Below are 22,950 nucleotides of genomic sequence, written 5' to 3'. Positions count from 1 at the left end.
CCGCAGAATTCCCCGGAAAATGCATGACGAATTGCCGGGCGGCGCTTTTCGCGCCGACCGGCAATTCGCTTTCTCGGGGAGGCCATGACGGGATTCGAACCCGTGTACACCGCTTTGCAGGCGGTTCCCTGAACCACTCGGGCACACGGCCGTGGGGGGTGGAGCCGATGACGGGCTGGACTGCGGGGGCGCCTCAGGCGCAGCGGCAGCAGCGACAGGCGCGACAACACAGGGGAGCGGGGGCGCAGGTGCGGGGCGCGCGGGCCGCCGTCTTCCTGTCCATGTCCGACTCCTGTCGTCGTTCGCCGTGTTGGTGAATTCAGTCTGTCGGAATGCCGGGCGGAACGTCAATATCCTTTTGTAAATTCTGTGTGGCGGGGTTTCCGGAGGGGTGTGCTACGGTCGGAGGCAGGTGGCCCCCGACGGCCGCCCCGGACGAGCGCGTCGTACCCGGTGACGACAAGACGGCGCAGTGACAGCGGCAACCCGGCCGCTGCCGACTGCGGAGGTACGACCGTCATGGCCTGGCTCGTTCTGATTCTCTCCGGCGTCCTGGAGACCGTGTGGGCGGTCGCCCTGGAGGCGTCCAAGGGCTTCTCCCGCCTCGTCCCGACCGTGGTGTTCGGCGTGGCGCTGGCGTTCTCGATGGGCGGCCTGGCGTACGCGATGCGCTCGATCCCGATCGGCACCGGCTACGCGGTGTGGGTGGGCATCGGCGCGGTGGGCACCGCGCTCTACGGCATGGCGGTACTGGGGGACGCGGTGACCGCGGCCCGGATCGGCTGCCTGCTGCTGATCGTCTCCGGCGTGGTGGGCCTCAAGGTGCTGCACTGACCCCGGTCCTAGGACCGGGGGCGGAGGAGGGAAGCGACCAGGGTCAGGGGCGATCGGCCCGGACGCGCCTTACGATCATACGTATGACCACAGCCTCCGCCGCCTCGGCCGACACCGCCCCCGTTCCGATACCGACCGACCCCGGCGGCGGGGTGCTGGGCGACCGCTTCCGGGCCCTGACCCTGGGGATCGTCTCGGTGGTCCTGGTGATCGCCTTCGAGGCGACGGCCGTCAACACGGCGATGCCGGTGGCCGCCCGCGAGCTGGACGGGCTCGGGCTGTACGCCTTCGCCTTCTCCGGCTACTTCACCACCACGCTGTTCGCGCTGGTCGTCTCCGGCCAGTGGTGCGACCGGAGCGGTCCGCTGCAACCGCTGTTCACCGGCATCGCGGTGTTCGGCGCGGGCCTGCTGGTGGCCGGCGCGGCGCCCGGGATGTGGATCTTCGTCGGCGGCCGGGCGATCCAGGGCCTCGGTGGCGGGCTGGTGATCGTCGCGCTCTACGTGGTGGTCGGCCGGGCCTACCCCGAGCGGTTGCGGCCCTCGGTGTTCGCCGCCTTCTCCTCGGCCTGGGTGCTGCCCTCGATCATCGGCCCGGTGGTCTCCGGGGCGGTCACCCAGCACCTGGGCTGGCGCTGGGTCTTCCTCGCCGTCCCGGCGCTGATCCTGCTGCCGCTGGCCGTGATGGGCCCCGCGCTGCGCCGCTCGGAGAAGGAGCAGCCGGTGCTCAGGGGCGCCGCCTTCGACCGCCGCCGCACCGGGCTGGCCGCGATGGCCGCGCTCGGCGCCGGCCTGCTGCAGTACGCGGGCCAGCGGCTGGACCTGCCCGGTCTGCTGCCGGCCGTCGCCGGGGCGGCGCTGCTGGTCCCGGCGGTGCTCGGGCTGCTGCCGGCCGGGACGCTGCGGGCAGCGCGCGGGCTGCCGACGGTGATCCTGCTGCGCGGCCTCGCGGCGGGGGCCTTCTTCGCGGCCGAGGCGTTCATCCCGCTGATGATGGTGACCGAGCGCGGCCTGTCGCCGACGCTGGCCGGCCTCACCCTGACCAGCGGCGGCCTGTCCTGGGCGCTCGGCTCCTGGATCCAGGGCCGGCCGGGTGCCGAGCGGTACCGCGAGGTGATGATCCGCGGCGGCTTCGTGCTGACCGCGGTGGCCATCGCGGGCGCGGCGCTGGTGCTCGTCCCCGCGGTGCCGACCTGGGTGGCGGCGGTGGCCTGGGGTTTCGGCGGCATCGGCATGGGCCTGGCGATCGCCAGCGTCAGCGTGCTGATGATGAAGCTGTCGACGCCGGAGGACGCCGGGGCCAACTCGGCCTCGCTCCAGATGAGCGACGCGCTGGGCAACGTGCTGCTGGTGGGCCTGGCGGGGGTGCTGTTCGCGGCGCTCGGCGGCGGCTCGGTGGCGACCGCCCACGACGGCGCCGCGGGCACCGGATCGGCCGGCGCCTTCGCGGTGATCTTCCTGACCATGACCGGCGTCGCGCTGCTCGGCGCGCTGGTCTCGGGGCGGGTCCGGAAGACCGCCTGAGTTCTCCCGGCCGGCGGCCCCGCCCCGGAGGCGGGCGGGCGAGCGTCAGAAGGACTCCCATCCGCCGGCCGGGGCCTGGCCGGGGCCGAGGGTCTGGAGCTTGCGCAGCACCGCCGGGTCCTGGGCGTCCAGCCAGTCGACCAGCTGCCGGAAGGAGACCAGCCGGACCTCGGGCCGGCCGGCGATCGTCCTGATGACCTCCTCGACGGCGTTCATGTAGATGCCGCCGTTCCACTCCTCGAAGTGGTTGCCGATGATGAACGGGGCGCGGTTGGTGGTGTAGGCGCGTTCGAAGCCCATCAGGTAGGCGTCCCTGGCCTGGGTCTGGAAGCCGGCGTGGAGCGCCGGGTCGGCCTTGGTGTTGCTGCCGCACTGGTTGAACATGATGTTGTAGTCCATCGACAGCACCTGGAAGGTGTGCCCGGGGAACGGGATGGACTGCAGCGGGAGGTCCCAGAGCGCGCCGCCCTGGATCTTCTGCGGCCAGATCTGCGTGCCGTTGCCGCTGCTGTCGTAGCGCCAGCCGCGCTTGACGGCGGTCGGCAGCAGGTTGCGCTGGCCCTCCAGGCAGGGGGTGCGGCTGCCGATCAGCTCCTTGCGGTAGTCGAAGGGCAGCGCCGGCAGGTCGGTGAAGCCGGTGTTGGTGCGCCAGTTCATCACGAAGTCCATCGCCTGCTGGATCTCGCTGTCCCACTCCTCCGGCGACCACCTGCCGACGCCGGTGGCGCCGCAGAAGTGGCCGTTGAAGTGGGTGCCGATCTCGTGCCCCTCGGTCCAGGCGGCGTGCAGGTTCTCCAGCGTGTCGTGGATGTGCTGGTCGGTCAGGTAGCCGATGTCGGAGGCGCCGACCTTGTGCTGCGGCGGGCGGTAGAGGTCCTTGCGGGACTCCGGCAGCAGGTAGAGGCCGCTGAGGAAGAAGGTCATCGAGGCGTTGTGCTCCCGGGCGAGCCGGCGGAAGCGCTCGAACAGGCCGTTGTCGAGTTCGCCGGCGCCGTCCCAGGAGAAGACCACGAACTGCGGCGGGCGCCGACCGGGCTGGAGCACCTCGGCGACGGGCCGGCCCGGCTGCGGACCGGTGTCCGAGGTGGAGCCGTCGCCGATCAGGGTGACCGGGGGCCTGGCCGCCTCGGTCGGCGCCGCCGCGTCGTCCTCGGCCGGGGTGGCCGGTGCCGGGGCCGGAGCGGCCGTCTGCCCGCGGCCCGGGTCGGTCCGGGCCCCGCAGCCCGCGGCGAGGGCGGCGGCGCCGGCGGCACCCGCGGCCAGCAGGGTGCGACGGGAGAGGGCGTCCATGGTCACTCCGTTCGTGAGGCGTGCGCGGGGCGGGGCGCGGCAGGCACGGCGCGCGACCGGGCGGGGCCCGGTCGGACAAGTGCGGTGATAGGCCTGTGAACGGGGTCAGCATGGCACGCGATCGAGATCGGTCAGTGCTTCACCACGGGCGGTCGGAACTCATCGCCCGAAGGATGCAACCGGGACGGCTTTCCTGAGTGTCCGATGAAGAGATCGTCGCCCTTCCTGGGAGCCGCCGGGTAGCCGGGGTGTCGTGGCGGTGACGTCTCACCCCTTCGGGCAATGCCTTGCCCCAAGGGCCCTGCCGATCGGGGGGAGTGAGTACGACCAACGTATGAAGGTGTCATAGGGTCCGATCCGGTTACATGGTTCCCAGGAATCTCCCAGGAACCGGTGGCCGGTCCGACGTCAGCAGAGGGGAGCGCCGTGGGCGCCCAGCAGAGCAGGAGCCCGTGGCCGGGCACCCTGGCGGCCGGTGCCGCGCTCGTGCTCGGCGCATGGCTGCTGCACGACGGTCAGACCGGCGCGCTCCCCCCTGCGCCCGGCGTCGGACAGGCCCTCACCGGCTTCGCCCCGGTCTCGGTGGTGCCGCCGCTCGGCCCCTCCCGGCCGACCCGGATCCGCATCCCCGCCGTCCGGCTCGACGCCCCGGTCACCGGCCTCGGCCTCGACCGGGACGGCCACCTCCAGGCACCGCCGCAGGAGGACCGCAACCTCGCCGGCTGGTACCGGGACGGCGCCGCCCCCGGCCAGCGCGGCACCGCGATCATCGCCGGACACGTCGACAACAGCAGCGGGCCCGCCGTCTTCTACCACCTGGGCGCCCTGCACCGCGGGGACCGGGTCGAGATCCTCCGCGAGGACGGCCGCACCGCCGTCTACCAGCTCTACGCCATCGAAGTGCACGACCGAAAGGACTTCCCGGACGACCGGGTGTACCGCCAGGCCGCCGACGCCCAACTGCGGGTGATCACCTGCGGCGGCGGCTACAGCGAGGAGCGCGGCTACGACGGCAACGTCGTCGCCTACGGCTTCCTCGCCGACACCACCCGCCCGGGGAAACCCGTATGACCTCCCTCGCCGTCACCACCACCGCGCTCGCCGTCCGCTGGAACCCGCTCGACTGGCCGCTCACCCGCGGCCCGGTCCCGTACGCCGTGCTCGCCGCCGGCTGGGCCGCGCTCGCGCTGCTCGTCCTCTCCCGCGACCGGCGCTGGCTCGGCCTGCGCCCGATCGGGGCCGCGCTGCTCGCCGTCGCCGCCACCGGCGCGATCAAGGCCGTCGTGGACGGGTGGTGGCACCCCTTCCCCGAGGGCACCCCCGACTACGTGCTCGGCTGGGTCGCGCTCGCCGTCCTCGCCCTGTCCCTGGCCGGCTTCCGGGCCCCGCTGCTGCCCGGCCGGCAGCGGTTCCTGGCGGCCGGCGGCGCCGTCCTGGTGGTGCTGATGGCGGCCTCGCAGGTCAACCGCGGCTTCGACCAGTACCCGACGGCCCGCGTCATGCTGGCGCCGAGGACCCAGGCGCTGACCACCGGCAAGGCGCCCGAGGTGGTGACCGCGCCGGCCGGCCAGGTGCTGGAGGAGGTCTGGCGGGCCCCGGCCGGCCTGCCGGCGCAGGGCACCGTCTCGACCGCCCCGATCCCCGGGACCAAGTCCGGCTTCGACGCCCGCGACGCCTACGTCTACCTGCCCCCCGCCTACCAGGCCAGCCCCCGGCCGCTGCTCCCGGTCCTGGTGCTGATGGCCGGCCAGCCCGGCAACCCCTCCGACTGGGTCAACTCCGGCGGCATGCAGGAGCGGCTGGACGCCTACGCCGCCGACCACCAGGGCCTCGCCCCGATCGTGGTGATGGTCGACCAGCTCGCCACCATGTGGGGCAACAGCCTCTGCATGGACTCCAAGGTCGCCCGGGCCCAGACCTACCTCGCCGAGGACGTCCCGGACTGGATCCGCAGCCACCTCCAGACCGCCACCGGCCGCACCGCCCTGGCCATCGGCGGCGCCTCGCTCGGCGGCACCTGCGCGCTCCAGCTGGCCGTCAACGCGCCGCAGGTCTACGGCTCGTTCATCGACATCTCCGGCCAGGACGAGCCCACCCTGGGCAGCCACGGCGAGACCGTCGAGAAGGCCTTCGGCGGCGACGAGAAGGCCTTCGAGGCCGTCGACCCGGCGAACCTGATGGCCACCCGCCAGTACCCGGAGACCGCCGGCGTCTTCGCGGTCGGCGCCGGTGACGGCGACTTCCGGCCGCAGCAGGAGACGATGTTCGCGGCCGCGCAGAAGGCAGGGATGAAGGTGGAGTTCCAACCGATCCCCGGCGGCCACAGCTGGGCGGTCTTCCGCGAGGCGCTCGACCGCAACCTGCCCTGGCTCGGCCGGCAGACCGGGATGACCCGGTGATCCGGCTCGGCGCCGCGCCCGCCCGGGCCCTGACGGGCGACCGCACGCGGCAGGACGGCGAACAGCCGTGCCCGCGGGTCCCCGAGCAGCCCCGCGGCGGATCCGCGTCCGGCGCCGGTCGCGGTTCCGGACCCGGCCTGCCCGGGCCGCGCTCCCCGCAGCGCCTCGCCCGCGCCGCCGCCGGCCTGGCGGCCGCCCGGCTCGGCGAGGCCCCGCTCACCCTGGTGCTGCTGCTCGGCCTGTGGACCGTCGGCGCCGCCACCGGCAGCCTCGACCGCGGCCCCGCCGACGCCCTGCTGGACCAGGTCGGCGTCGGCGTCCCGACCCTCGGCGAGGGCCGCTGGTGGACGCCGTTCACCTCGCTGTTCTGGTGCTCCGGCACCGGCGCCTACCTCTTCACCAGCCTGCTGCTGCTCCTGGTCGCCCCGGCCGCCGAGCGCCGGCTCGGCCCGCTGCGGACCCTCGGGGTGGTGGTCGGCGGACAACTGGCCGGCACCCTGGCCGGCACCGGCGTGGTCGCGGCGGGCGCCGCGTCCGGCGAGCAGTGGACCGCCTCCGTCGTCGGCCAGACCGCGGTCGGACCCGGCGTCGGCCTGTACGCGCTGGCCGGCGTGATCGGCTACCGGCTCACCGTGCTGTGGCGCCACCGGCTGCACCTGCTGGTGGTGCTGGTGCCGCTGGTGATGACGCTGTACGTGGGGCACCTGCAGAGCGTCCAGCGCTTCGCCGGCGCCCTGATCGGCCTGGCCGCCGGCGCGCTGCTCACCCGCGGCCGTCCGCACCTGCGCTCGCACCGCTCCTCGCACACCGAGACCCGGGTGCTGGTGGCGCTCTGCCTGGTCGCCGCCGCGCTCGGCCCGCTGATCGCCTCGTTGTACGACAACGCGGCCGGCCCGCTCAACACCTTCTCGGAGATCTACCTCTCGCACCGGCTCAGCCCGGAGGAGGTCGCCGACTTCTGCGCGCTCTCGGCCCACGACTGCGCCCGCGCGCACGCCGTCGAGCGGATCTTCGACACCCCCGCCCGGCTGATGGCCACGCTCTTCCCGGCGCTGCTGCTGGTGCTGGCCGAGGGGCTGCGCCGAGGCCTGCGGCTCGCCTGGTGGATCACCGTCGCCACCGAACTGCTCTGGACCGCGATGCTGGTCCGGCTGTTCACCGGGACCGGCACCGGCTCGGGCGGCGTCGTCCAGTACTTCGTCGAGGCGCTGCTGCTGCCGCTGCTCACCCTCGGCCTGCTGCTGGCCACCCGCAAGCGCTTCCCGCTGATGCTGCCGCGCGCGGTGCTGGTCCGGCTGGCCGCCCGGCTCGGCGGCGCGCTGGCCGTCGCGAGCGCCGCGTACACCGGGCTGGGCGTGCTGGCCGCCGCGCAGTTCGAGCCGGGCGCGACCTTCGGCGGGCTGGTCGCCGGGCTGCCGGCCCAGTTCCTGCCGCCCGCCTACAACGACCTGCTGCCCGACTACCCGATCGCGGTCGGGCCGTTCGCCCGCGTCCTGGAGACCTACTGCGGGCCGGCCTTCTGGGCGGTCGCGCTGGGCGCGCTGCTGCTGGTCTTCCGCCGGCCGGTGGTGCACGCCGACGCCGAGGACGCCGAGCGGGCCCGCACCCTGCTCACCGAGCACGGCGGCGGGACGCTCTCCTTCCTCACGACCTGGGACGGCAACCACTACTGGTTCGACGAGGACGGCCGGGCGGCCGTCGCGTACCGGGTGCTGAACACCGTGGCGCTGACCACCGGCGACCCGTTCGGCGACCCGGAGGCGCGTGCCCGCGCGGTCGCCGGGTTCGCCCGGTACTGCGACGCGCGCGGCTGGACGCCGTGCTTCTACAGCGTCACCCCGGAGACCCGGGCCGCCGCCGGACAGCTCGGCTGGCGCTCGCTCCAGGTCGCCGAGGACACCGTGGTCGCGCTGCCGGGCCTCGCCTTCACCGGGCGCAAGTGGCAGGACATCCGCACCGCGCTCAACAAGGCCGGAAAGCAGGGCATCACCGCCGAGTGGTGGTCCTACCCCGAGGTGCCGCTCGCGCTGAAGGAGCAGATCCGCGCCATCTCCGAGGAGTGGGTCTCGGAGAAGGGGCTGCCCGAGATGGGCTTCACCCTCGGCGGCCTGGAGGAGCTGGACGACCCGGCGGTGCGGCTGCTGATCGCCGTCGACGGGGAGCGCGTCGTGCACGGGCTGACCAGCTGGATGCCGGTCTACGAGAACGGCGAGCCGGTCGGCTGGACGCTGGACTTCATGCGCCGGCGCTCGGACGGCTTCCGCGGCGTCACCGAGTTCCTGATCGCCTCCGCGGCGCTCGGCTTCAAGCAGGAGGGCGCGCGCTTCCTCTCGCTCTCCGGCGCCCCGCTGGCCCGCTCGGAACAGGAGCCGCCGGCCGGGCTGCAGAAGACCCTCGACTGGCTGGGCCGGGCGCTGGAGCCGGTGTACGGCTTCCGCTCCCTGCTCGCGTTCAAGGCGAAGTTCCAGCCGGAGTACCGGCCGATGTACATGGCCTACCCGGACCCGGCCGCGCTGCCCAGCATCACCAGGGCGATCGGCAAGGCGTACCTGCCGCACCTCACGCCGGCACAGGGCGTGCGGCTGATGCGGAAGCTCTCGGCGTAGGAGGCGGTCAACGGCCGTCCGGGCCCCGGTCCCGGGCGGCCGCCGACCTGCGCGCCGGGCCGCTCAGCCGAGCAACTGGGCGAGGGCGCGGTCGGCGTCCAGGTGCAGGTGCTCCTCGCCCTCGGGGACGAGCAGGCGGCTGCGCCACAGGAAGCGCCGCAGGTCGGCGGTGTCGAACTGGACCAGGGCGGTGCCCTCGGGCGCGCGCAGCTCGACCATGGTGCGGCGGCCGAGCGCGGGGCGGACGTGGACGTCGCCGATGCCGGAGGGCACCTCCAGGCCGGCGGAGAGCAGCCGGCGGGCGAAGACCCAGACGATGTCGTCCGACTCCGGACACCCGTCGCCCGGGTCGTCCAGCGAGAACTCGGCGGGGAAGGCCATCCGGACGGCCAGCGGGTCCTCCGGGAGGTAGGCCAGGGTGACCCGCAGCCGGACGGAACGGTGGGCGGAGAGGATCAGGCGGGCCTGGACGGTCTCTTCGGCGGTGGCGTGCACGGCGGTTCCCTTCTCTGGGGTGCGAGGCCGGTGGCGGCTGTGGGGGTTGGGGCGGCCTCACCCGGAAGAGAGGCGGTGGAGGGGGTTCCGCTTACCGCGTTTTCGCAACTTTCCGACGTGATCCACGTCACATCGATTTCCGGCCGCCCCGGCCGCCCGCGGGCCGGACGCACGCCCCGCCCGGCCCCGCCGCGGCCGCCCGAACGGCCCCGGGCCCGGTACGCTGGGCGGGTTGTCCGAACGCCGTCCGACCGTGGGGCGAGGCTGCCAGAACGCCTCTGACCTGCGATGATCCCCCCTCGGAGACCGTGAGTACTGCCGCCGCCTCGATGCCGCTCTTCTCCGACGCCCAGGAGCCGCACGCGCCCGTCCGGGCCGTCGGCCATGGCGCGCCGACCTCCTCGCACCACCTGTCCCCGGCCTTCCCCGGCCGCGCCCCCTGGGGCACCGCGGGAAAGCTCCGGGCCTGGCAGCAGGGGGCGCTGGACAAGTACATCGAGAACCAGCCGCGCGACTTCCTCGCCGTCGCGACCCCGGGCGCCGGTAAGACCACCTTCGCGCTGACCCTGGCCTCCTACCTGCTCCACAACCACCTGGTGCAGCAGGTCACCGTGGTCGCGCCGACCGAGCACCTGAAGAAGCAGTGGGCCGAGGCCGCCGCCCGGATAGGCATCAGGCTGGACCCGGCGTACTCCTCCGGGCCGCTCTCCCGCGACTACCACGGCGTCGTGGTCACCTACGCGGGCGTCGGCGTGAACCCGATGCTGCACCGCAACCGGACCGAGGCCCGCAAGACGCTGGTCATCATGGACGAGATCCACCACGCCGGTGACTCGAAGTCCTGGGGCGAGGCCTGCTTCGAGGCCTTCGAGCCGGCCACCCGCCGGCTCGCGCTGACCGGTACGCCGTTCCGCTCGGACACCAACCCGATCCCGTTCGTCCAGTACGAGGCGGGCGGCGACGGCATCCGCAAGTCGGTCGCCGACTACACCTACGGCTACGGGCACGCGCTCGCCGACCACGTCGTCCGCCCGGTGATCTTCCTCTCCTACAGCGGCAACATGCGCTGGCGCACCAAGTCCGGCGACGAGCTGGAGGCCCGGCTCGGCGAGCCGATGACCAAGGACCTCATCGCCCAGGCCTGGCGCACCGCGCTCTCCCCGCAGGGCGAGTGGATCCCGTCCGTGCTCCAGGCCGCCGACCGCCGGCTCAGCGAGGTCCGCAAGGCGATCCCGGACGCCGGCGGCCTGGTGATCGCCACCGACCAGACGGTGGCCCGCGCCTACGCCAAGATGCTGCGCGAGATCACCGGCGAGAAGGTCACCCTGGTCCTCTCCGACGAGACCGAGGCCTCCAAGCGGATCTCCGACTATGCGGCCGGGACCTCGCGCTGGATGGTCGCGGTCCGCATGGTGTCCGAGGGCGTCGACGTGCCCCGGCTCTGCGTCGGCGTGTACGCCACCTCGATCTCCACCCCGCTGTTCTTCGCCCAGGCCGTCGGGCGCTTCGTGCGCGCCCGCAAGCGCGGCGAGACCGCGTCCGTCTTCCTGCCGACCATCCCGATGCTGCTGGGCTTCGCCAACGAGATGGAGCTCCAGCGCGACCACGTGCTGGACCGGCCGAAGAAGGAGGGCGACGGCCTCTTCGACGAGGAGGACCGGCTGCTCGCCGAGGCCGAGCGGGCCAACGACGGCCCGGACGGCGCGGGCGGCGAGGAGTTCTCCTACGAGGCGCTGGGCTCCGAGGCGGTCTTCGACCGGGTGCTCTACAACGCCATGGAGTTCGGGATGCAGGCGCACCCGGGCAGCGAGGAGGAGGAGGACTACCTCGGCATCCCGGGCCTGCTGGAGCCGGACCAGGTGCAGATGCTGCTGCAGAAGCGCCAGCACCGGCAGATCCAGCGGAGCCGGACCAAGCCGGCCGAGGAGGCCGACCTGCTGGAGCTGCCGGCCGAGCAGCGGCCGGTGGTGACGCACCAGGAGCTGCGCGAGCTGCGCAAGGAGCTGAACGCGCTGGTGGCCGCCTGGCACCACCGCACCAGCCAGCCGCACGGGACCATCCACAACGAGCTGCGCCGGCAGTGCGGCGGCCCGCTGACCGCGCAGGCGACGGCCAATCAGCTGAAGGCGCGGATCGCCAGGATCAGGGAGTGGGCGAAGTAACGATCCACCGGTGAGGCGGCTGCGGCACGGCCTGGCCGGCCGGCGCCGGCGGCCACCGTCGCCCGGTCGGCGCGGAACGGCCGTGCTGTCGGTCTCACGGCCGCCTGGACCGTCGGGCGCAACCTGTTCCGGCACGACGTGTCCGGACACGACCTGTTCCGACGGGATCCCGTCCGGCGTTGCCCGATCCGTCCGGAACTCGGACTGTGGTCGAACCTGTGAGCGCCTGGTCGGACTGTTCCATGACGGTTTGTCCTGATTCGGCGGGGTGGATTGACTTGATCTTGCCCGAATTTTGGACAAACCCTTCCGCCGTCGCAATTCCTTCACTACCTTTCCCACACGCTCTCCCGTCGGGCGACCCCCGCGAGACGGCGCCGCAGGGCCCCAGGACGTCAAGGACGACTCTCCGCGGCCCGAGCGCGGCCACCCACCTGCGCGCGACATCCGAGTCCTGGACCGGCCGGCCGGCCGATCCGCGACCCGCCGCGGAAAGGAAATGCGTGTCGTGACTGCAGAGACCTCCCAGACCCTGGACCGCGGTGTCCGGGTCCTCAAGCTGCTCGCCGACTCGGAACGCGGGCTCACCGTGACCGAGCTGGCGGCCCGGCTGGCCGTCAACCGGACCGTCGTCTACCGGCTGCTGGCCACCCTGGAGCAGCACGGGCTGGTCCGCCGGGACATCGGCGGCCGCGCCCGGGTCGGCCTGGGCGTGCTCCGGCTCGCCCACCGGGTCCACCCGCTGCTGCGCGAGGCGGCGCTGCCCGCGCTGCGCAGCCTCGCCGAGGACCTCGGCGCCACCGCCCACCTCACCCTGGTCGACGGCAACGAGGCGCTCGCGGTGGCCGTGGTCGAACCCAGCTGGACCGACTTCCACGTCGCCTACCGGACCGGGCTGCGCCACCCGCTGGGGGAGAGCGCGGCCGGCCGGGCGATCCTGGAGGCCCGGGGGTTCCCGAGCCAGCGCCGGCCTGAGCAGGGCTTCGTCATCACCCGGGCGGAGGAGCAGTCGGGGGCGTCCGGCGCGGCCGCGGCGCTGCTCGGGTTGAGCGGCATCGAGGGCAGCGTCGGCGTGGTGATGCTCAACGGGCTGGTCCCGGAGCGGGTCGGCCCCCGGGTGGTCGAGGCCGCCACCGAGGTCGCCGACGCGCTGCGCTGACCGTCCGGCGCCGGCCGTCCGGCGCGCCGGGTGGGCCGTCCGGGGGCCGTGCGCGTGCCCGCCGGGCGGCCCGGTGTGTTTGGATGCCTCTGTGTCCGAGACCAAGCCATCCCCGGCCCTCACCTCCCCCCGGGCCCGCGCCCTCGCGCTCTGCGGCGTCCTGGTAGCCGCACTGTTCGGCGTGGCCGCCTTCGTCCCGCTGCCGTACACGCTGACCTTCCCCGGCGTGACCGCGGACACCCTGGGCAGCTACCAGGACCGGCAGGTGCTCACCATCACCGGCGCGCCGGTCCGCAGCACCCAGGGGCAGCTGCGGATGGTGACCATCTCGGCGACCAACCCGGGGGAGCGGACCGGCCTCTGGCGCTCGCTCCAGGCCTGGTTCGACCCGGACGAGGCCGTGCGGCCCACCGACACCGTCTACCCGCAGGGCGACCCGGCCAAGGCCGAGGAGGTCACCGCCCAGCAGATGACGGAGTCCCAGGACGCCGCCACCGCGGCCGCGCTCTCCTACCTCCAGCTGTCGCCCGCCCAGGTCAAGGTGAAGATCGACCTCGGCGACATCGGCGGCCCCAGCGCCGGCCAGATGCTCGCGCTCGGCATCGTCGACAAGCTCGCCGGCGACGGCAAGGGCGGCGACCTCACCGGCGGGCTGACCGTCGCCGGCACCGGGACCATCGACGACCGGGGCGTGATCGGCCCGGTCGGCGGCGTGCCGCTGAAGACCCAGGCGGCGGCCCGCGACGGCGCGACCGTCTTCCTGCTGCCCAAGGACGAGTGCGCGGACGCCAGGGTGAACACACCGGCCGGGCTGCGGCTGGTACCGGTCGGCACCCTGGCGGAGTCGGTCTCCGCGCTGGAGGCGCTGCGCACCGGCGGGACCGTCCCCGCCTGCTGAGCGCCCGGGCCGGCCCGGGCCTACTCGGCGGCCGCCTGGTCGACCAGCGGCAGGATCCGGTACGGCACCGGGTTCTCCAGCGCGATCGCGGTCGAGGACCGGACGATCCCGTCGAAGCCGACTACCCGGTCGATCACCCGTTGCAGATCGGCGTTCGACCGGGCCACGATCCGCACCATCATGTCGCCGCGCCCGGTGATGGTGTGCAGCTCCAGCACCTCCGGCACCGCCGCCAGGTGCGCGCGCACGTCCATGCCCTGGCCCTGGGAGATCTCCAGGGTCGCGAACGCCGTCACCGGGTAGCCCAGCGCCGCCGGGTCCACCTCCGGGCCGAAGCCGCCGATCACCCCCCGCGCCTGGAGCCGGTCCAGCCGGGCCTGCACCGTGCCGCGCGCCACCTGGAGCCGGCGCGAGCACTCCAGCACACCGATCCGCGGCTCCTCGGCGAGCAGCCGGATCAGTCGGCCGTCCAGCACGTCGATCGCGTCGTTGGTGCTCCCGGCGGGGCCGCCGGGCGCTCCGGAATGTCCTTGTCCGACAGGCGAGTTGGACGATCCGGGGGCGGCCGGGGGGCTGGGGGAGTGGGCGGGGGGCATCGAGGGTTCCGTCCTCCGGTGGGCATTCTGTACAACGGTGCGCCCGATTCTCCCGCCCCGGAGCACAGCTTGACCAGGAGGAAACGGAACAGTTGCGCGGAAGTCGGTCCGGCGCCACCCTCCAGCCACAACCCCGTGCGCCCGTCGCCACCCCGGCGTGCCGGGGCCGTGGTCCCGCACCCCGACCGGGAGGGCTGACATGACCGACACCGCCGCCGAACGCGTGCTGCTCGTCCCGGCCCCCGGCCGGGGCCCGGGTCCGGGGCCGGAGGAACCCGGCCTGCTCCCGATGGGCCGCGCCGACGCGGTGGTCTTCGCGGTCGCCGACGCCGAGCGGGCGGCCCACCGGTACGCGGTCGCGCTCGGGATGCGCTGCACCGCGTACGCCGGGCCGGAGACCGGCGAGCCGGAGACGGTCTCCTACGTGCTGCGGGCGCCCGGGACCAGGTTCGTGCTGACCTCCCTCGTCCAGGTGATCGGCCCGCGCGGCCGGGAGCTGGCCGGGCACCTGGCCGAGCACGGCGACGGGGTGATCGACCTCGCGGTCGCGGTGCCGGACGTCTGTTACGCGTACGACTACGCCGTGGACCGGGGCGCGGCCTCGCTCGCCGAGCCCTACGAGGCGCGGGACGCGTACGGCACCGTGGTGCTCGCCGCGATCGGGGTGCCCGGCGGGACCAGACACACCCTGGTCGACCGCTCCCGGTACCGCGGGCCCTACCTGCCGGGCTACGTGCCCTTCGAGCGGTGGTGACCCCCGGTCAGCGGACGACGGTGTCGACCCTCGGCGGGTACCCGTTCCAGGACACGATCACCGAGTTGGCCTGGTCGTCCTTGGTGAAGTCGACCCGGATCCACTGCGGGCCGTTCCAGACCTGCATCTGCCAGCCCGGGTCCGGGGTGGCGGTGACCAGCGAGGCGTGGTCCGGCTGGAGGTCCAGCGCGACCCGGCCGCCCGGAACGGGGTAACTGTGCACGGTGGACGTGGTGCTGGCGGCCGGTGCCGGGCGGGAGGGCGTCGGCGCGGCGGCCGACGTCGGCGCGGGGACGGTCGCCCTGGGCGGGGTCGCCGACGCCCGGCCGGTGGACGGTGTCGCGGTGGGCCCGGTGCGGTCGGCCGCCTGAGGCTGGGTCGCCGAGGGCGTCGGCGTGGGTCTCGCGCCCTCGGCCGAGGCCGGCGAGGGCAGCGGCAGCGCGGTGGGCTGCTCGAACGCGGCGCCGGTCAGTACGGCGTGCACGCCGAACCAGGACAGCGCCACCGCCGCCCCGGTGGCCGCCGCCCAGGCGCCGAGCTGTACCAGTCCGTTCCGCATCGTGCGCACATCCTGCCGTATCTCCCGTGCGCGGCGGCGGGCACCCCGGTACTTCCGCAGGGAACTTGCACAAGTCCTGCCAGCTCCGCACAGACCGGCGCGAACCAACCCGAGGTACAGACCAATCGGGGCCGATGGCGTACCGTGCAGCCCCATGGCAACAGTGCTCGTGGTCGAGGACGACCCCTTCGTGCGATCCGCCCTCATCCGCCACCTGACAGACACCGGCCACGCGGTTCGCAGCGTGGGCACGGCACTTGAGGCGCTGCGCGAGGTCGCCCAGGTCGGCTGCGACCTGGTGATCCTGGACCTCGGCCTGCCGGATCTGGACGGCAGCGAGGCGCTCAAGATGATCCGTGGCCTGACCAACGTCCCGGTCATCATCTCCACCGCCCGGGACGACGAGGCGGAGATCGTCCGGCTGCTCAACGACGGGGCCGACGACTACCTGGTGAAGCCGTTCTCCGGGGAGCACCTCAGTGCCCGGATGGCCGCCGTGCTGCGCCGGCTCGGCGGCGGGGCGGCCCCGGTCAGCCAGGTGCTCAGGGTCGGCGGGCTGGCGATCGACCTCCAGCGCCGGGAGGCCTCGCTGGACGGGCGCGCACTGGACCTGACCCGCCGTGAATTCGACCTGCTGGCCTTCCTCGCGGCCCGGCCGGGCGTGGTGGTGCCGCGCAAGGAGATCCTGGCCGAGGTGTGGCGGCAGACCTACGGCGGCGACCAGACCATCGACGTGCACCTGTCCTGGCTGCGCCGCAAGCTCGGCGAGACCGCGTCCAGTCCGCGCTACCTGCACACCGTGCGCGGGGTCGGGGTCCGGCTGGAGGCGTCCGGGCAGTCCGCCGGCTCCGGGCCCGTCCCCGTGGAGCGCCGGACATGAGGCGGTTGCGGCACTCGCTGCGCTGGGCCCTGATCAAGGCCGCCGTCGCCGGGACCACCATGGTCGCGCTGGCCTTCCTCATCCCGCTCGGTCTGATGGTCCAGCAGACCGCCCGGGACCGGGCCTTCACGGCCGCCGAGCGGCAGGCCGCGGCGCTCGGCCCGGCGCTGGCCATCACCACCGAGCAGGACGCCATCGCCCGGGCGGTGGCCTCCACGGACGCGGGCGCGCAGGGGCGGATGGCGGTGCACCTGCCGCCGGCGGAGTCCGCCGTCGGGTCCGGCACCGTCTCGGGTCCGGCCGGTGCTGCGGGCAGGGTGGCCGCAGCACCGGGCGGGACCGGGGCGACCGTGGGCGCTCCGGACGCTCCGGGGGTCCCGGGTGTCGGTGTCCCGGGCGTCCAGGGTGCTTCCGGCGCGCAGGGTGTGCCGGGGACGGTGGCGGCGGCGGGCACGCCCGCGGCCATGGCCTCCGGTCCGGCCGCCGGGGCGACCATCGGCGAGGTCCGGGCGCTGGACGCCGACGTGGCCACCGCGGGCGGCCAGGGGCGCTCGTTCACCGTGCAGGTGCCGGGCGGCTACGCGCTGCTCCAGCCGGTCGCCGTGGACACCGTGCGGACCGCCGTGGTCGAGGTGTTCGTGGCCGACGGCGACCTCACCCGGGGCGTCGCCACCGCCTGGCAGGTGCTCTCCGGGGTCGCGCTCGGACTGGTCGCCATCTCGGTGCTGGTCGCCGACCGGATGGGCGCCCGGATCGTCGCCTCGGCCCGCCGGCTCGCCTCCGCCGCCCGCTCGCTCGGCGCCGGCAACCTCGCGGTGCGGGTGCCGGTGGACGGCAAGCAGGCCGCCGGCAGCCCCGTGGAGCTGCACGAGGCCGCCCACGCGTTCAACGCGATGGCCGACCGGGTCGTCCAACTACTGGCTGCTGAACGGGAGTTGGCCGCCGACCTGTCGCACCGGCTGCGCACCCCGCTGACCGTGCTGCGGCTCAACGTCGCCTCGCTCGGCGAGGGCGACGCGGCCGACGCGACCCGGCACGCGGTGTCGCAGCTGGAACGCGAGGTCGACCAGATCATCCGCTCGGCCCGCCGGGCGCCCGAGGACGCGCCGGCCGTCACCGTCGGCTGCGACGCCGCCGAGGTGATCCGCGAGCGGGTCGGCTTCTGGTCCGCGCTGGCCGAGGACGAGGGCCGGCCCTGGCAGTTGGCCGGCGCCGACCGCGAGACGCCGGTCCCGGTGCAGCGCGGCGACCTGGCCGCGGCGGTGGACGCACTGCTCGGCAACGTCTTCCGGCACACCACGGTCGGCACCGCCTTCTCGGTGGACGTGCTGCCCACCGAGAGCTCGGTGATCGTGCTGGTCGGGGACGCGGGCCCGGGCTTCAGCGACCCGCAGGCCGCGCTGAAGCGCGGCGAGGGCCACGGCGGCGAGGGCTCCACCGGCCTCGGCCTCGACATCGTCCGCAAGCTCGCCGAGGCCACCGGCGGCGATCTGGCGCTCGGCGCGTCGGCCGTGCTCGGCGGTGCCGAGATCCGGCTGCGGCTGCGGACCAGGCAGGACGGCACCGACCCGGCGCGGACCGGCAGACGCCGCGGCCGCGGGCCGCTGTTCCCGCGCTGAACGGGGCCGCAGGCGGCTGATGGTGAAAGGTTTCGGCGCTTCGTCGGGCCCCCGTGGACACGGGGGCGGAGCGCGTTCCCCATTTTCTTAAGCGCACCGTAAGGGAGTTCTACCCCTGGCTCAGGGGGCGGTTTCCGGCCATTCGGCGCCGTTAGCGTCATCGGCGTCGGTCACCCGCCGGCCGCACACCTGCCAGCTCCGGAGGTAAGCCCCCCATGACGACCCAGCAGCCCCACCGCCGCCCCGGCGGCCGCCGTCGGCGCAGCCGCAAGGGCATGCTGATCGGTGCCTCGGCGGTCGCCGCAGCCCTGGTCGCGGGGGGCGTCGTCGTCCTCGCCTCCTCGGCCAGCGCCGCCTCGCTCGGCGCCGTCTACAGCCGCACCTCCAGCTGGGACTCCGGCTTCACCGGCCAGTACCTGGTCACCAACCCGGACAGCAGCGCCATCGAGGACTGGACGCTCACCTTCGACCTTCCGGCCGGCGCGAAGATCGACTCGCTCTGGAACGCCACCTTCACGGCCGAGGGCCAGCACATCACCGTCCGACCGGAGGCGTGGAGCAAGCGGCTGGAGCCGGGCAAGAGCATCGTGGTCGGCTTCGTCGCCCAGGGCGCCGGCGCCGCGCAGGCCGAGCCGGGCAACTGCCTGATCAACAAGGCCTCCTGCAAGCCGGGGGACGGCACCGTGCCCACCCCGTCCGGCCGGCCGACCACCACCGCGACGGCCGCCCCGTCCGCCTCCGCCACCGCGACGGCCACCGCCGCGCCGTCCGCCACGGCCACCGCGACGGCGAGCGCCACCGCCACCGGCAAGCCGACCACCGGCGCGCCGAGCCCGACCGCCACGGCGACCGTCCGGCCCACGACCCCCGCCCCGACGGCCACCGCCCCGACGGCCACCACCACGGCCGTCCCCACCACCCCCGCGCCCACCGCCACCGCGACCGGCGCCCCGGCCCCGGCCGGCGCCGGCTTCTCCCCGTTCGTCGACACCTCGCTCTACCCGTCCTACGACCTGCTCGCCACCGCCAAGGCCACCGGCGTCAAGGACTTCAACCTGGCCTTCGTCGTCTCCGGCGGCGGCTGCACCCCGAAGTGGGGCGGCGTGAGCGACCTCGCCGCCGACCCGGTGGCCGCCCAGATCGGCGCCCTGCGCGCGATCGGCGGCGACGTGCGGGTCTCCTTCGGCGGCGCCAACGGCAGCGAGCTGGCCCTCGCCTGCACCTCGGCCGCCGACCTCGCCGCCGTCTACCAGAAGACCGTCGACGCCTACGGCCTCACCAAGGTCGACTTCGACGTCGAGGGCGGCGCGATCGCCAACGCCGCCGCCAACACCCGCCGCGCCCAGGCCATCGTCCAGCTCCAGAAGAACGCCGCCGCCAAGGGCAAGGCCCTGGAGGTCTCCTACACCCTCCCGGTGCTCCCCTCCGGCCTGACCCAGGACGGCGTCAACCTGCTCGCCGACGCCAAGAACAACGGCGTGGCGATCAGCGCGGTCAACGTCATGGCGATGGACTTCGGCGACGGTGTCGCCCCCAACCCGCAGGGCCAGATGGGCAAGTACGCCATCGCCGCGGCCACCGCCACCCAGGCCCAGGTGAAGAGCGTGCTCGGGCTCGACGACGCGGCCGCCTGGCGCAAGGTCGCGGTCACCCCGATGATCGGCGTCAACGACGTCGCCAGCGAGGTCTTCACCGTCGCCGACGCCAAGCAGCTCGCCGACTTCGCCAGGAGCAAGCACCTGGCCTGGCTGTCGATGTGGTCCGGCACTCGCGACAAGGCCTGCGAGGGCGGCGCCAAGCCCTACGCCGACGCCAGCTGCAGCTCGATCGTCCAGCAGCCGCTGGACTTCACCCGGGCCCTCGGCGCCTACGCCGGCTGACCCCGCCCCACCGACTCCGGCCGTCCGTGCCCCGACCGCAACGGGGCACGGCCGGCCGGCACCAATTTCCGCCGAAGGTCACTGTCCGTCACCGGAGCGATCCGGGCCGGCCGCGGGCCATCGGGTATCGTCGCTGGTTGGCCGACCGGCGGACGGAGCGAAGAGTGACAGCGGTGCAAGACGAGCGCGGCGCGGTGCCCACCGCACCGGACCGGGCGCCCGCCCCCCTGTCGGACCGGCTGCGCACCGCCCTCGGCGCACCCCTGCGCGCCCTGCGCGAGGCCCCGCGCCGGCCGCTGCTGGCCGTCTCCGCGGTCGCTTTCCTCTCCCTGCTCGCCTACGCGGTGGTGCGGCACTTCGCGCACACCTCGATGGTGGACATGATCGTCTACCGGGCCGAGGGCGCCGCCGTCGCCAACGGCGAGGACCTCTACGCCCTGCGCGTCACGCAGTGGAACCTGCCGGCCACCTACCCGCCGTTCGCCGCGATGCTGTTCGTGCCGACGACCTGGTTCCCCATCCCGTTCCTACGGGTCGCGATCACGCTCTGCAACCTCGGGTTGCTCGCGCTGCTCACCCACCTGTCGTTCAAACTGGTCGGCTGGCCGCGCCGGGACCTGCGGGCGATCGGCGTGATCCTGGTCACCGGCGCCGGCGTCTGGCTCGAACCCGTCTACACCACGCTGCGCTACGGGCAGATCAACCTCGCGCTGGCCTGCCTCATCCTCTGGGACCTCACCCGGCCCGACGGACGCCGCAGCAAGGGCGTCGCGATCGGCATCGCCGCCGGCATCAAGCTCACCCCCGGCCTGTTCGCGGTCTACCTGCTGCTCACCGGCCGGGTCCGGGCCGCGTTCGTGGCCGGCGCGACCTTCCTCGGCACCTTCCTGATCGGCGCGCTCGTCCTGCCCGACGCCACCTGGGGCTTCTGGACCAAGTACCTCTACGACTCCTCGCGGGTCGGCAAGACCGAGATCGTCGACAACCAGGCGCTCAGCGGCGCCGTCGCCCGGCTGCTGCACACCGCCGAACCCGGCACCCTCGCCACGCTGGCCGCCGCCGTCGTCGCGGTGGCCGGCCTCGGCGTCGCCGCCCGGGCCGCCCGCAGTGCGCGCTGGATGCCGCGCTCCGAGGCCTGGGGCGTCTGCTGCACCGCCGTCACCGCCGTGCTGATCTCCCCGATCAGCTGGACCCACCACTGGGTCTGGTGCGTGCCGGTGCTCGTCCTGCTCGGCTGCGAGGCGGCGGTCGAACGGGCCCGTCCGGCCGCCGTCCGGAAGGTCCGCTGGCGGGCCGCCTTCGCCGCCACGCTGGTCGCCTTCCTGTCCTTCGCGATGTGGCTCGCCAAGCCGCAGGGCGCGCTGGTGCTGGAGCTGTCGCCGCTCCGCCAGATCCCGACCTCGGTCTACCCGATCGTCGGCATCTGCTTCCTGCTGGCCGCCGCGCTACGCGTCCGCGCCCGGCGCCTGGCGGCCGGTGCGCCGCCGGCGGCGCTGCCCGGCCAGCGGGGCGGCGGACGGCCGGACTCCGCGCGCGAGCGTCAGCAGGCCCCCGCAGCCCGCTGAGTCGGCGGGAGCGGGGCGTCGGCCCGGGTGCCGCGCGAGCTGCACGAGCCGCTCATGGTGCTCACGGTGCGCATGCTGCTCATGGTGCGCACGGCGCTCACGCTTCACGCGAGCAGCTCGGCCAGCGAGCCGTCCATGTCCAGCGCGGCCATCTCGCTGCCCGGCGGCACCAGCCGGTGCGCCCGCTCCAGCCACGCGGCCACCGCCGGCAGCGGCGCCTCCAGCAGCGCGTCCCCGGCCGGCGAGCTCAGCGCCAGACAGAGCACGCTGCGCCGGCCGGAGCGGGTCGGCCAGATCCGCACGTCACCCTGGCCGCACGGCCGGAAGGTGCCCTCCACCAGCAGCTCCCGGGCGAACACCCAGGTCACCGGCGAGCCGGTGTCCAGGTGGAAGGTGATGTGCACGGCGTAGGGGTCGTGGCTGCCGTACGACAGCCGGGCCGGCACGGGGACGCTGTGCTCGGGGGACAGCACCAGGTTGAGCTCCAGCTCGTGCTCGACCACGCTCGTCGGGCGCTCCATGATCGTTCCTCTCTGCCTGCGGTTCGTGCCCGGTTCCGGGCCCTGTGCCTTTGGAGAGCGCGGCCCGGGAGCGCTCTTACACGGGTTTCCGGGATTTCTCGGATTTCTCGAATCTTTCGCGGAGATCCGTCGGTGGTGGTGTGGGGAGTGGTGAACGCGGGACGGCCGGCGCGTGGTCGGGCGTACGCGCCGTCTTCCCTACCGTGGGCGGCCTCCGCCTGTCCGGTGAATGGCCAACTTCGCTCCGCCCACCCGCCGAGGTACTACCCTTTGTGACTGCCCGGCGACTGTCCGCCCCCTCGGCGGCACCTCCTCGCGCGCCGACGGCGGCGCGTCCGGGGCGCCCGTGCCACCGTCGCGCACACCCCCTCGCCGGGCACGCCGCATCGGCCTGCCAGGAAAGCGAGCCCCCATGACGGACCGGCCCCTCGCCGGCGGCAGCACGGACACGGCCGCCGGCCCCGCGCCGGGCTACTACCCCGACCCCTCCATCCCCGGGTTCGTCCGCTACTGGGGCGGCTCGGCCTGGGTGCCCGGCACCAGCCGGCCCGCCCCGGCCGAGGGCGAGGTGCTCGAACCGCCCCGGTACGCGACCCGCCGCCCCGGCGCGGCCGGGGCGGGGCGGTACGTGCCGCCGCCGGTGACGGCCGAGCCCGCGGGGGAGCCCGCGAGGCGGCCGTCGTCCGGCGGGGACAGCGGGCCGGTGTACCTGGACCAGACCGGGGGCGGGGCGTCGTTCACCTTCGTGGTGCCGGAGAACGGGCCGGTGTTCCGCCGTGGCGGGGAGCGGGCGTCCGGGGCGGAGCCGGCGGGGGAGGGGCGGGCGTTCGAACGGGTGCTTGAGCCGGAGCCCGCGCCCGCGTCGGCGCCCGGGCCGGTGTTCGACCCGGGGTCGGGGGCGGAGCCGGTGTCGGAGCCGGAACCGGCCGGGTGGCGGGCGGATCCCCGGGCGCAGCGCGGGCCGGCGGAGGCGGGCGACGCATCGCGCTGGGTGTCCTGGGGGGTGCCGCCCGCGGCGGTGGAGGAGCCGCCCGTCGAGGCGCCCGCGCCGGAGCCGGCGGACCCGTCCCCGGTGCTGTCCCCCGAACCGCCCGCCGTGGCGGAGGGCGGGGCGGGCGTCGAACCGGCGCCGCCCGGCACGCCCGGCGCGTCCGCCCGGCCTGCCCAGCCCGCCCCCGCCCCCGCCCCCGCCCCCGCCGTCGCCCGGCGC

General features: G+C 74.5%; 18 protein-coding genes, 1 tRNA gene, 1 pseudogene and 1 riboswitch. Of the genes and pseudogenes, 14 read left to right on the top strand and 6 right to left on the bottom strand.

Translation table 11 applies throughout. From position 1 onward, the window contains the following. Positions 1 to 79: 79 nt before the first annotated feature. Positions 80 to 151, bottom strand: a tRNA-Cys gene (locus ACFU74_RS25350). A 257-nt stretch (positions 152 to 408) separates the two neighbouring features. Further along, a riboswitch (guanidine-III (ykkC-III) riboswitch) is annotated at positions 409 to 474 on the top strand. 45 nt (positions 475 to 519) lie between these two features. On the opposite strand from ACFU74_RS25350, the gene ACFU74_RS25345 reads away from it, so the two are divergent. Together ACFU74_RS25345 and ACFU74_RS25340 are read left to right on the top strand one after the other, a co-directional pair. Further along, positions 520 to 834, top strand: a complete 315-nt coding sequence (locus ACFU74_RS25345; protein WP_380760618.1) for a DMT family transporter — start codon at positions 520 to 522, stop codon at positions 832 to 834. Between the two features lie 83 nt (positions 835 to 917). Continuing rightward, positions 918 to 2,357: an MFS transporter gene (locus tag ACFU74_RS25340; RefSeq protein WP_380760615.1), complete on the top strand. Its 1,440-nt coding sequence runs from the start codon at positions 918 to 920 to the stop codon at positions 2,355 to 2,357. Between the two features lie 45 nt (positions 2,358 to 2,402). Here the strand turns inward: ACFU74_RS25340 and ACFU74_RS25335 are convergent, their stop codons facing one another. Then, positions 2,403 to 3,647 (bottom strand): hypothetical protein, encoded by a 1,245-nt coding sequence (locus ACFU74_RS25335; RefSeq protein WP_380760613.1) that lies wholly within the window; start codon positions 3,645 to 3,647, stop codon positions 2,403 to 2,405. A gap of 426 nt (positions 3,648 to 4,073) precedes the next feature. Here ACFU74_RS25335 and ACFU74_RS25330 point away from each other — a divergent pair, with 426 nt between their 5' ends. From ACFU74_RS25330 to ACFU74_RS25320, 3 genes are read left to right on the top strand one after another with little or no spacing between them, the layout of a single operon-like run. Beyond that, entirely contained in the window at positions 4,074 to 4,718 is a 645-nt protein-coding gene (locus tag ACFU74_RS25330) for a class F sortase (RefSeq protein ID WP_380760611.1), read from the top strand. Beyond that, positions 4,715 to 6,046, top strand: a complete 1,332-nt coding sequence (locus ACFU74_RS25325; RefSeq protein WP_380760609.1) for an alpha/beta hydrolase — start codon at positions 4,715 to 4,717, stop codon at positions 6,044 to 6,046. Before ACFU74_RS25330 ends, ACFU74_RS25325 begins: the two co-directional genes overlap by 4 nt. Continuing rightward, the gene (locus tag ACFU74_RS25320) at positions 6,043 to 8,652 is read left to right on the top strand and encodes a phosphatidylglycerol lysyltransferase domain-containing protein (protein WP_380760607.1); all 2,610 of its coding nucleotides are present in this window, start codon (positions 6,043 to 6,045) and stop codon (positions 8,650 to 8,652) included. The genes ACFU74_RS25325 and ACFU74_RS25320 overlap by 4 nt, the downstream gene beginning before the upstream one ends. Before the next feature lie 63 nt (positions 8,653 to 8,715). Here ACFU74_RS25320 and ACFU74_RS25315 read toward each other — a convergent pair whose 3' ends face one another. Next, a complete protein-coding gene (locus ACFU74_RS25315) occupies positions 8,716 to 9,147 on the bottom strand; it encodes an SsgA family sporulation/cell division regulator (RefSeq protein ID WP_380760604.1) in 432 nt (143 codons plus the stop codon). 329 nt (positions 9,148 to 9,476) lie between these two features. Here ACFU74_RS25315 and ACFU74_RS25310 point away from each other — a divergent pair, with 329 nt between their 5' ends. The 3 genes from ACFU74_RS25310 (at position 9,477) to ACFU74_RS25300 (ending at position 13,366) form a co-directional block, all read left to right on the top strand. Further along, the gene (locus ACFU74_RS25310; RefSeq protein WP_380760623.1) at positions 9,477 to 11,309 is read left to right on the top strand and encodes a DEAD/DEAH box helicase; all 1,833 of its coding nucleotides are present in this window, start codon (positions 9,477 to 9,479) and stop codon (positions 11,307 to 11,309) included. 508 nt (positions 11,310 to 11,817) lie between these two features. Then, the gene (locus ACFU74_RS25305) at positions 11,818 to 12,468 is read left to right on the top strand and encodes a helix-turn-helix domain-containing protein (protein ID WP_350564128.1); all 651 of its coding nucleotides are present in this window, start codon (positions 11,818 to 11,820) and stop codon (positions 12,466 to 12,468) included. A 91-nt stretch (positions 12,469 to 12,559) separates the two neighbouring features. Next, positions 12,560 to 13,366, top strand: coding sequence for a S16 family serine protease (locus ACFU74_RS25300; RefSeq protein ID WP_380760602.1), 807 nt, complete (start codon positions 12,560 to 12,562; stop codon positions 13,364 to 13,366). A 20-nt stretch (positions 13,367 to 13,386) separates the two neighbouring features. Here ACFU74_RS25300 and ACFU74_RS25295 read toward each other — a convergent pair whose 3' ends face one another. Then, a complete protein-coding gene (locus ACFU74_RS25295; protein WP_380760600.1) occupies positions 13,387 to 13,962 on the bottom strand; it encodes an Lrp/AsnC family transcriptional regulator in 576 nt (191 codons plus the stop codon). 289 nt (positions 13,963 to 14,251) lie between these two features. Between ACFU74_RS25295 and ACFU74_RS25290 the strand changes: the two are divergent. Beyond that, positions 14,252 to 14,698 (top strand): annotated as a pseudogene (locus ACFU74_RS25290) (VOC family protein); the annotation flags it as partial. A gap of 25 nt (positions 14,699 to 14,723) precedes the next feature. Here ACFU74_RS25290 and ACFU74_RS25285 read toward each other — a convergent pair. Beyond that, complete coding sequence (locus tag ACFU74_RS25285) at positions 14,724 to 15,275, bottom strand: hypothetical protein (RefSeq protein WP_380760598.1); 552 nt, start codon at positions 15,273 to 15,275, stop codon at positions 14,724 to 14,726. Between the two features lie 154 nt (positions 15,276 to 15,429). Here ACFU74_RS25285 and ACFU74_RS25280 point away from each other — a divergent pair, with 154 nt between their 5' ends. The 4 genes from ACFU74_RS25280 (at position 15,430) to ACFU74_RS25265 (ending at position 21,219) form a co-directional block, all read left to right on the top strand. Continuing rightward, on the top strand, positions 15,430 to 16,155 hold the full coding sequence (locus ACFU74_RS25280; RefSeq protein ID WP_344324670.1) for a response regulator transcription factor: 726 nt from the start codon (positions 15,430 to 15,432) through the stop codon (positions 16,153 to 16,155). A 59-nt stretch (positions 16,156 to 16,214) separates the two neighbouring features. Continuing rightward, positions 16,215 to 17,774, top strand: a complete 1,560-nt coding sequence (locus ACFU74_RS25275; RefSeq protein WP_380760620.1) for a sensor histidine kinase — start codon at positions 16,215 to 16,217, stop codon at positions 17,772 to 17,774. 215 nt (positions 17,775 to 17,989) lie between these two features. Beyond that, positions 17,990 to 19,654 carry a cellulose binding domain-containing protein gene (locus ACFU74_RS25270; protein ID WP_380760595.1) on the top strand — a complete coding sequence of 555 codons (1,665 nt, stop codon included), beginning with the start codon at positions 17,990 to 17,992 and terminating at the stop codon, positions 19,652 to 19,654. 164 nt (positions 19,655 to 19,818) lie between these two features. Continuing rightward, complete coding sequence (locus ACFU74_RS25265) at positions 19,819 to 21,219, top strand: glycosyltransferase 87 family protein (RefSeq protein WP_380760593.1); 1,401 nt, start codon at positions 19,819 to 19,821, stop codon at positions 21,217 to 21,219. A 104-nt stretch (positions 21,220 to 21,323) separates the two neighbouring features. Here the strand turns inward: ACFU74_RS25265 and ACFU74_RS25260 are convergent, their stop codons facing one another. Beyond that, positions 21,324 to 21,740, bottom strand: coding sequence for an SsgA family sporulation/cell division regulator (locus ACFU74_RS25260; RefSeq protein ID WP_327677346.1), 417 nt, complete (start codon positions 21,738 to 21,740; stop codon positions 21,324 to 21,326). Positions 21,741 to 22,152: 412 nt separating this feature from the next. Here ACFU74_RS25260 and ACFU74_RS25255 point away from each other — a divergent pair. Beyond that, on the top strand, positions 22,153 to 22,950 hold a 798-nt coding region (locus ACFU74_RS25255), incomplete at its 3' end, for a DUF2510 domain-containing protein (RefSeq protein WP_380760590.1).

The sequence above is a fragment of the Kitasatospora sp. NPDC057500 genome (genome assembly GCF_042802195.1).
GTDB lineage: Bacteria > Actinomycetota > Actinomycetes > Streptomycetales > Streptomycetaceae > Kitasatospora.
Note: the sequence above shows the minus strand (reverse complement) of the source record. Positions and strands in the feature narration are given on the sequence as shown.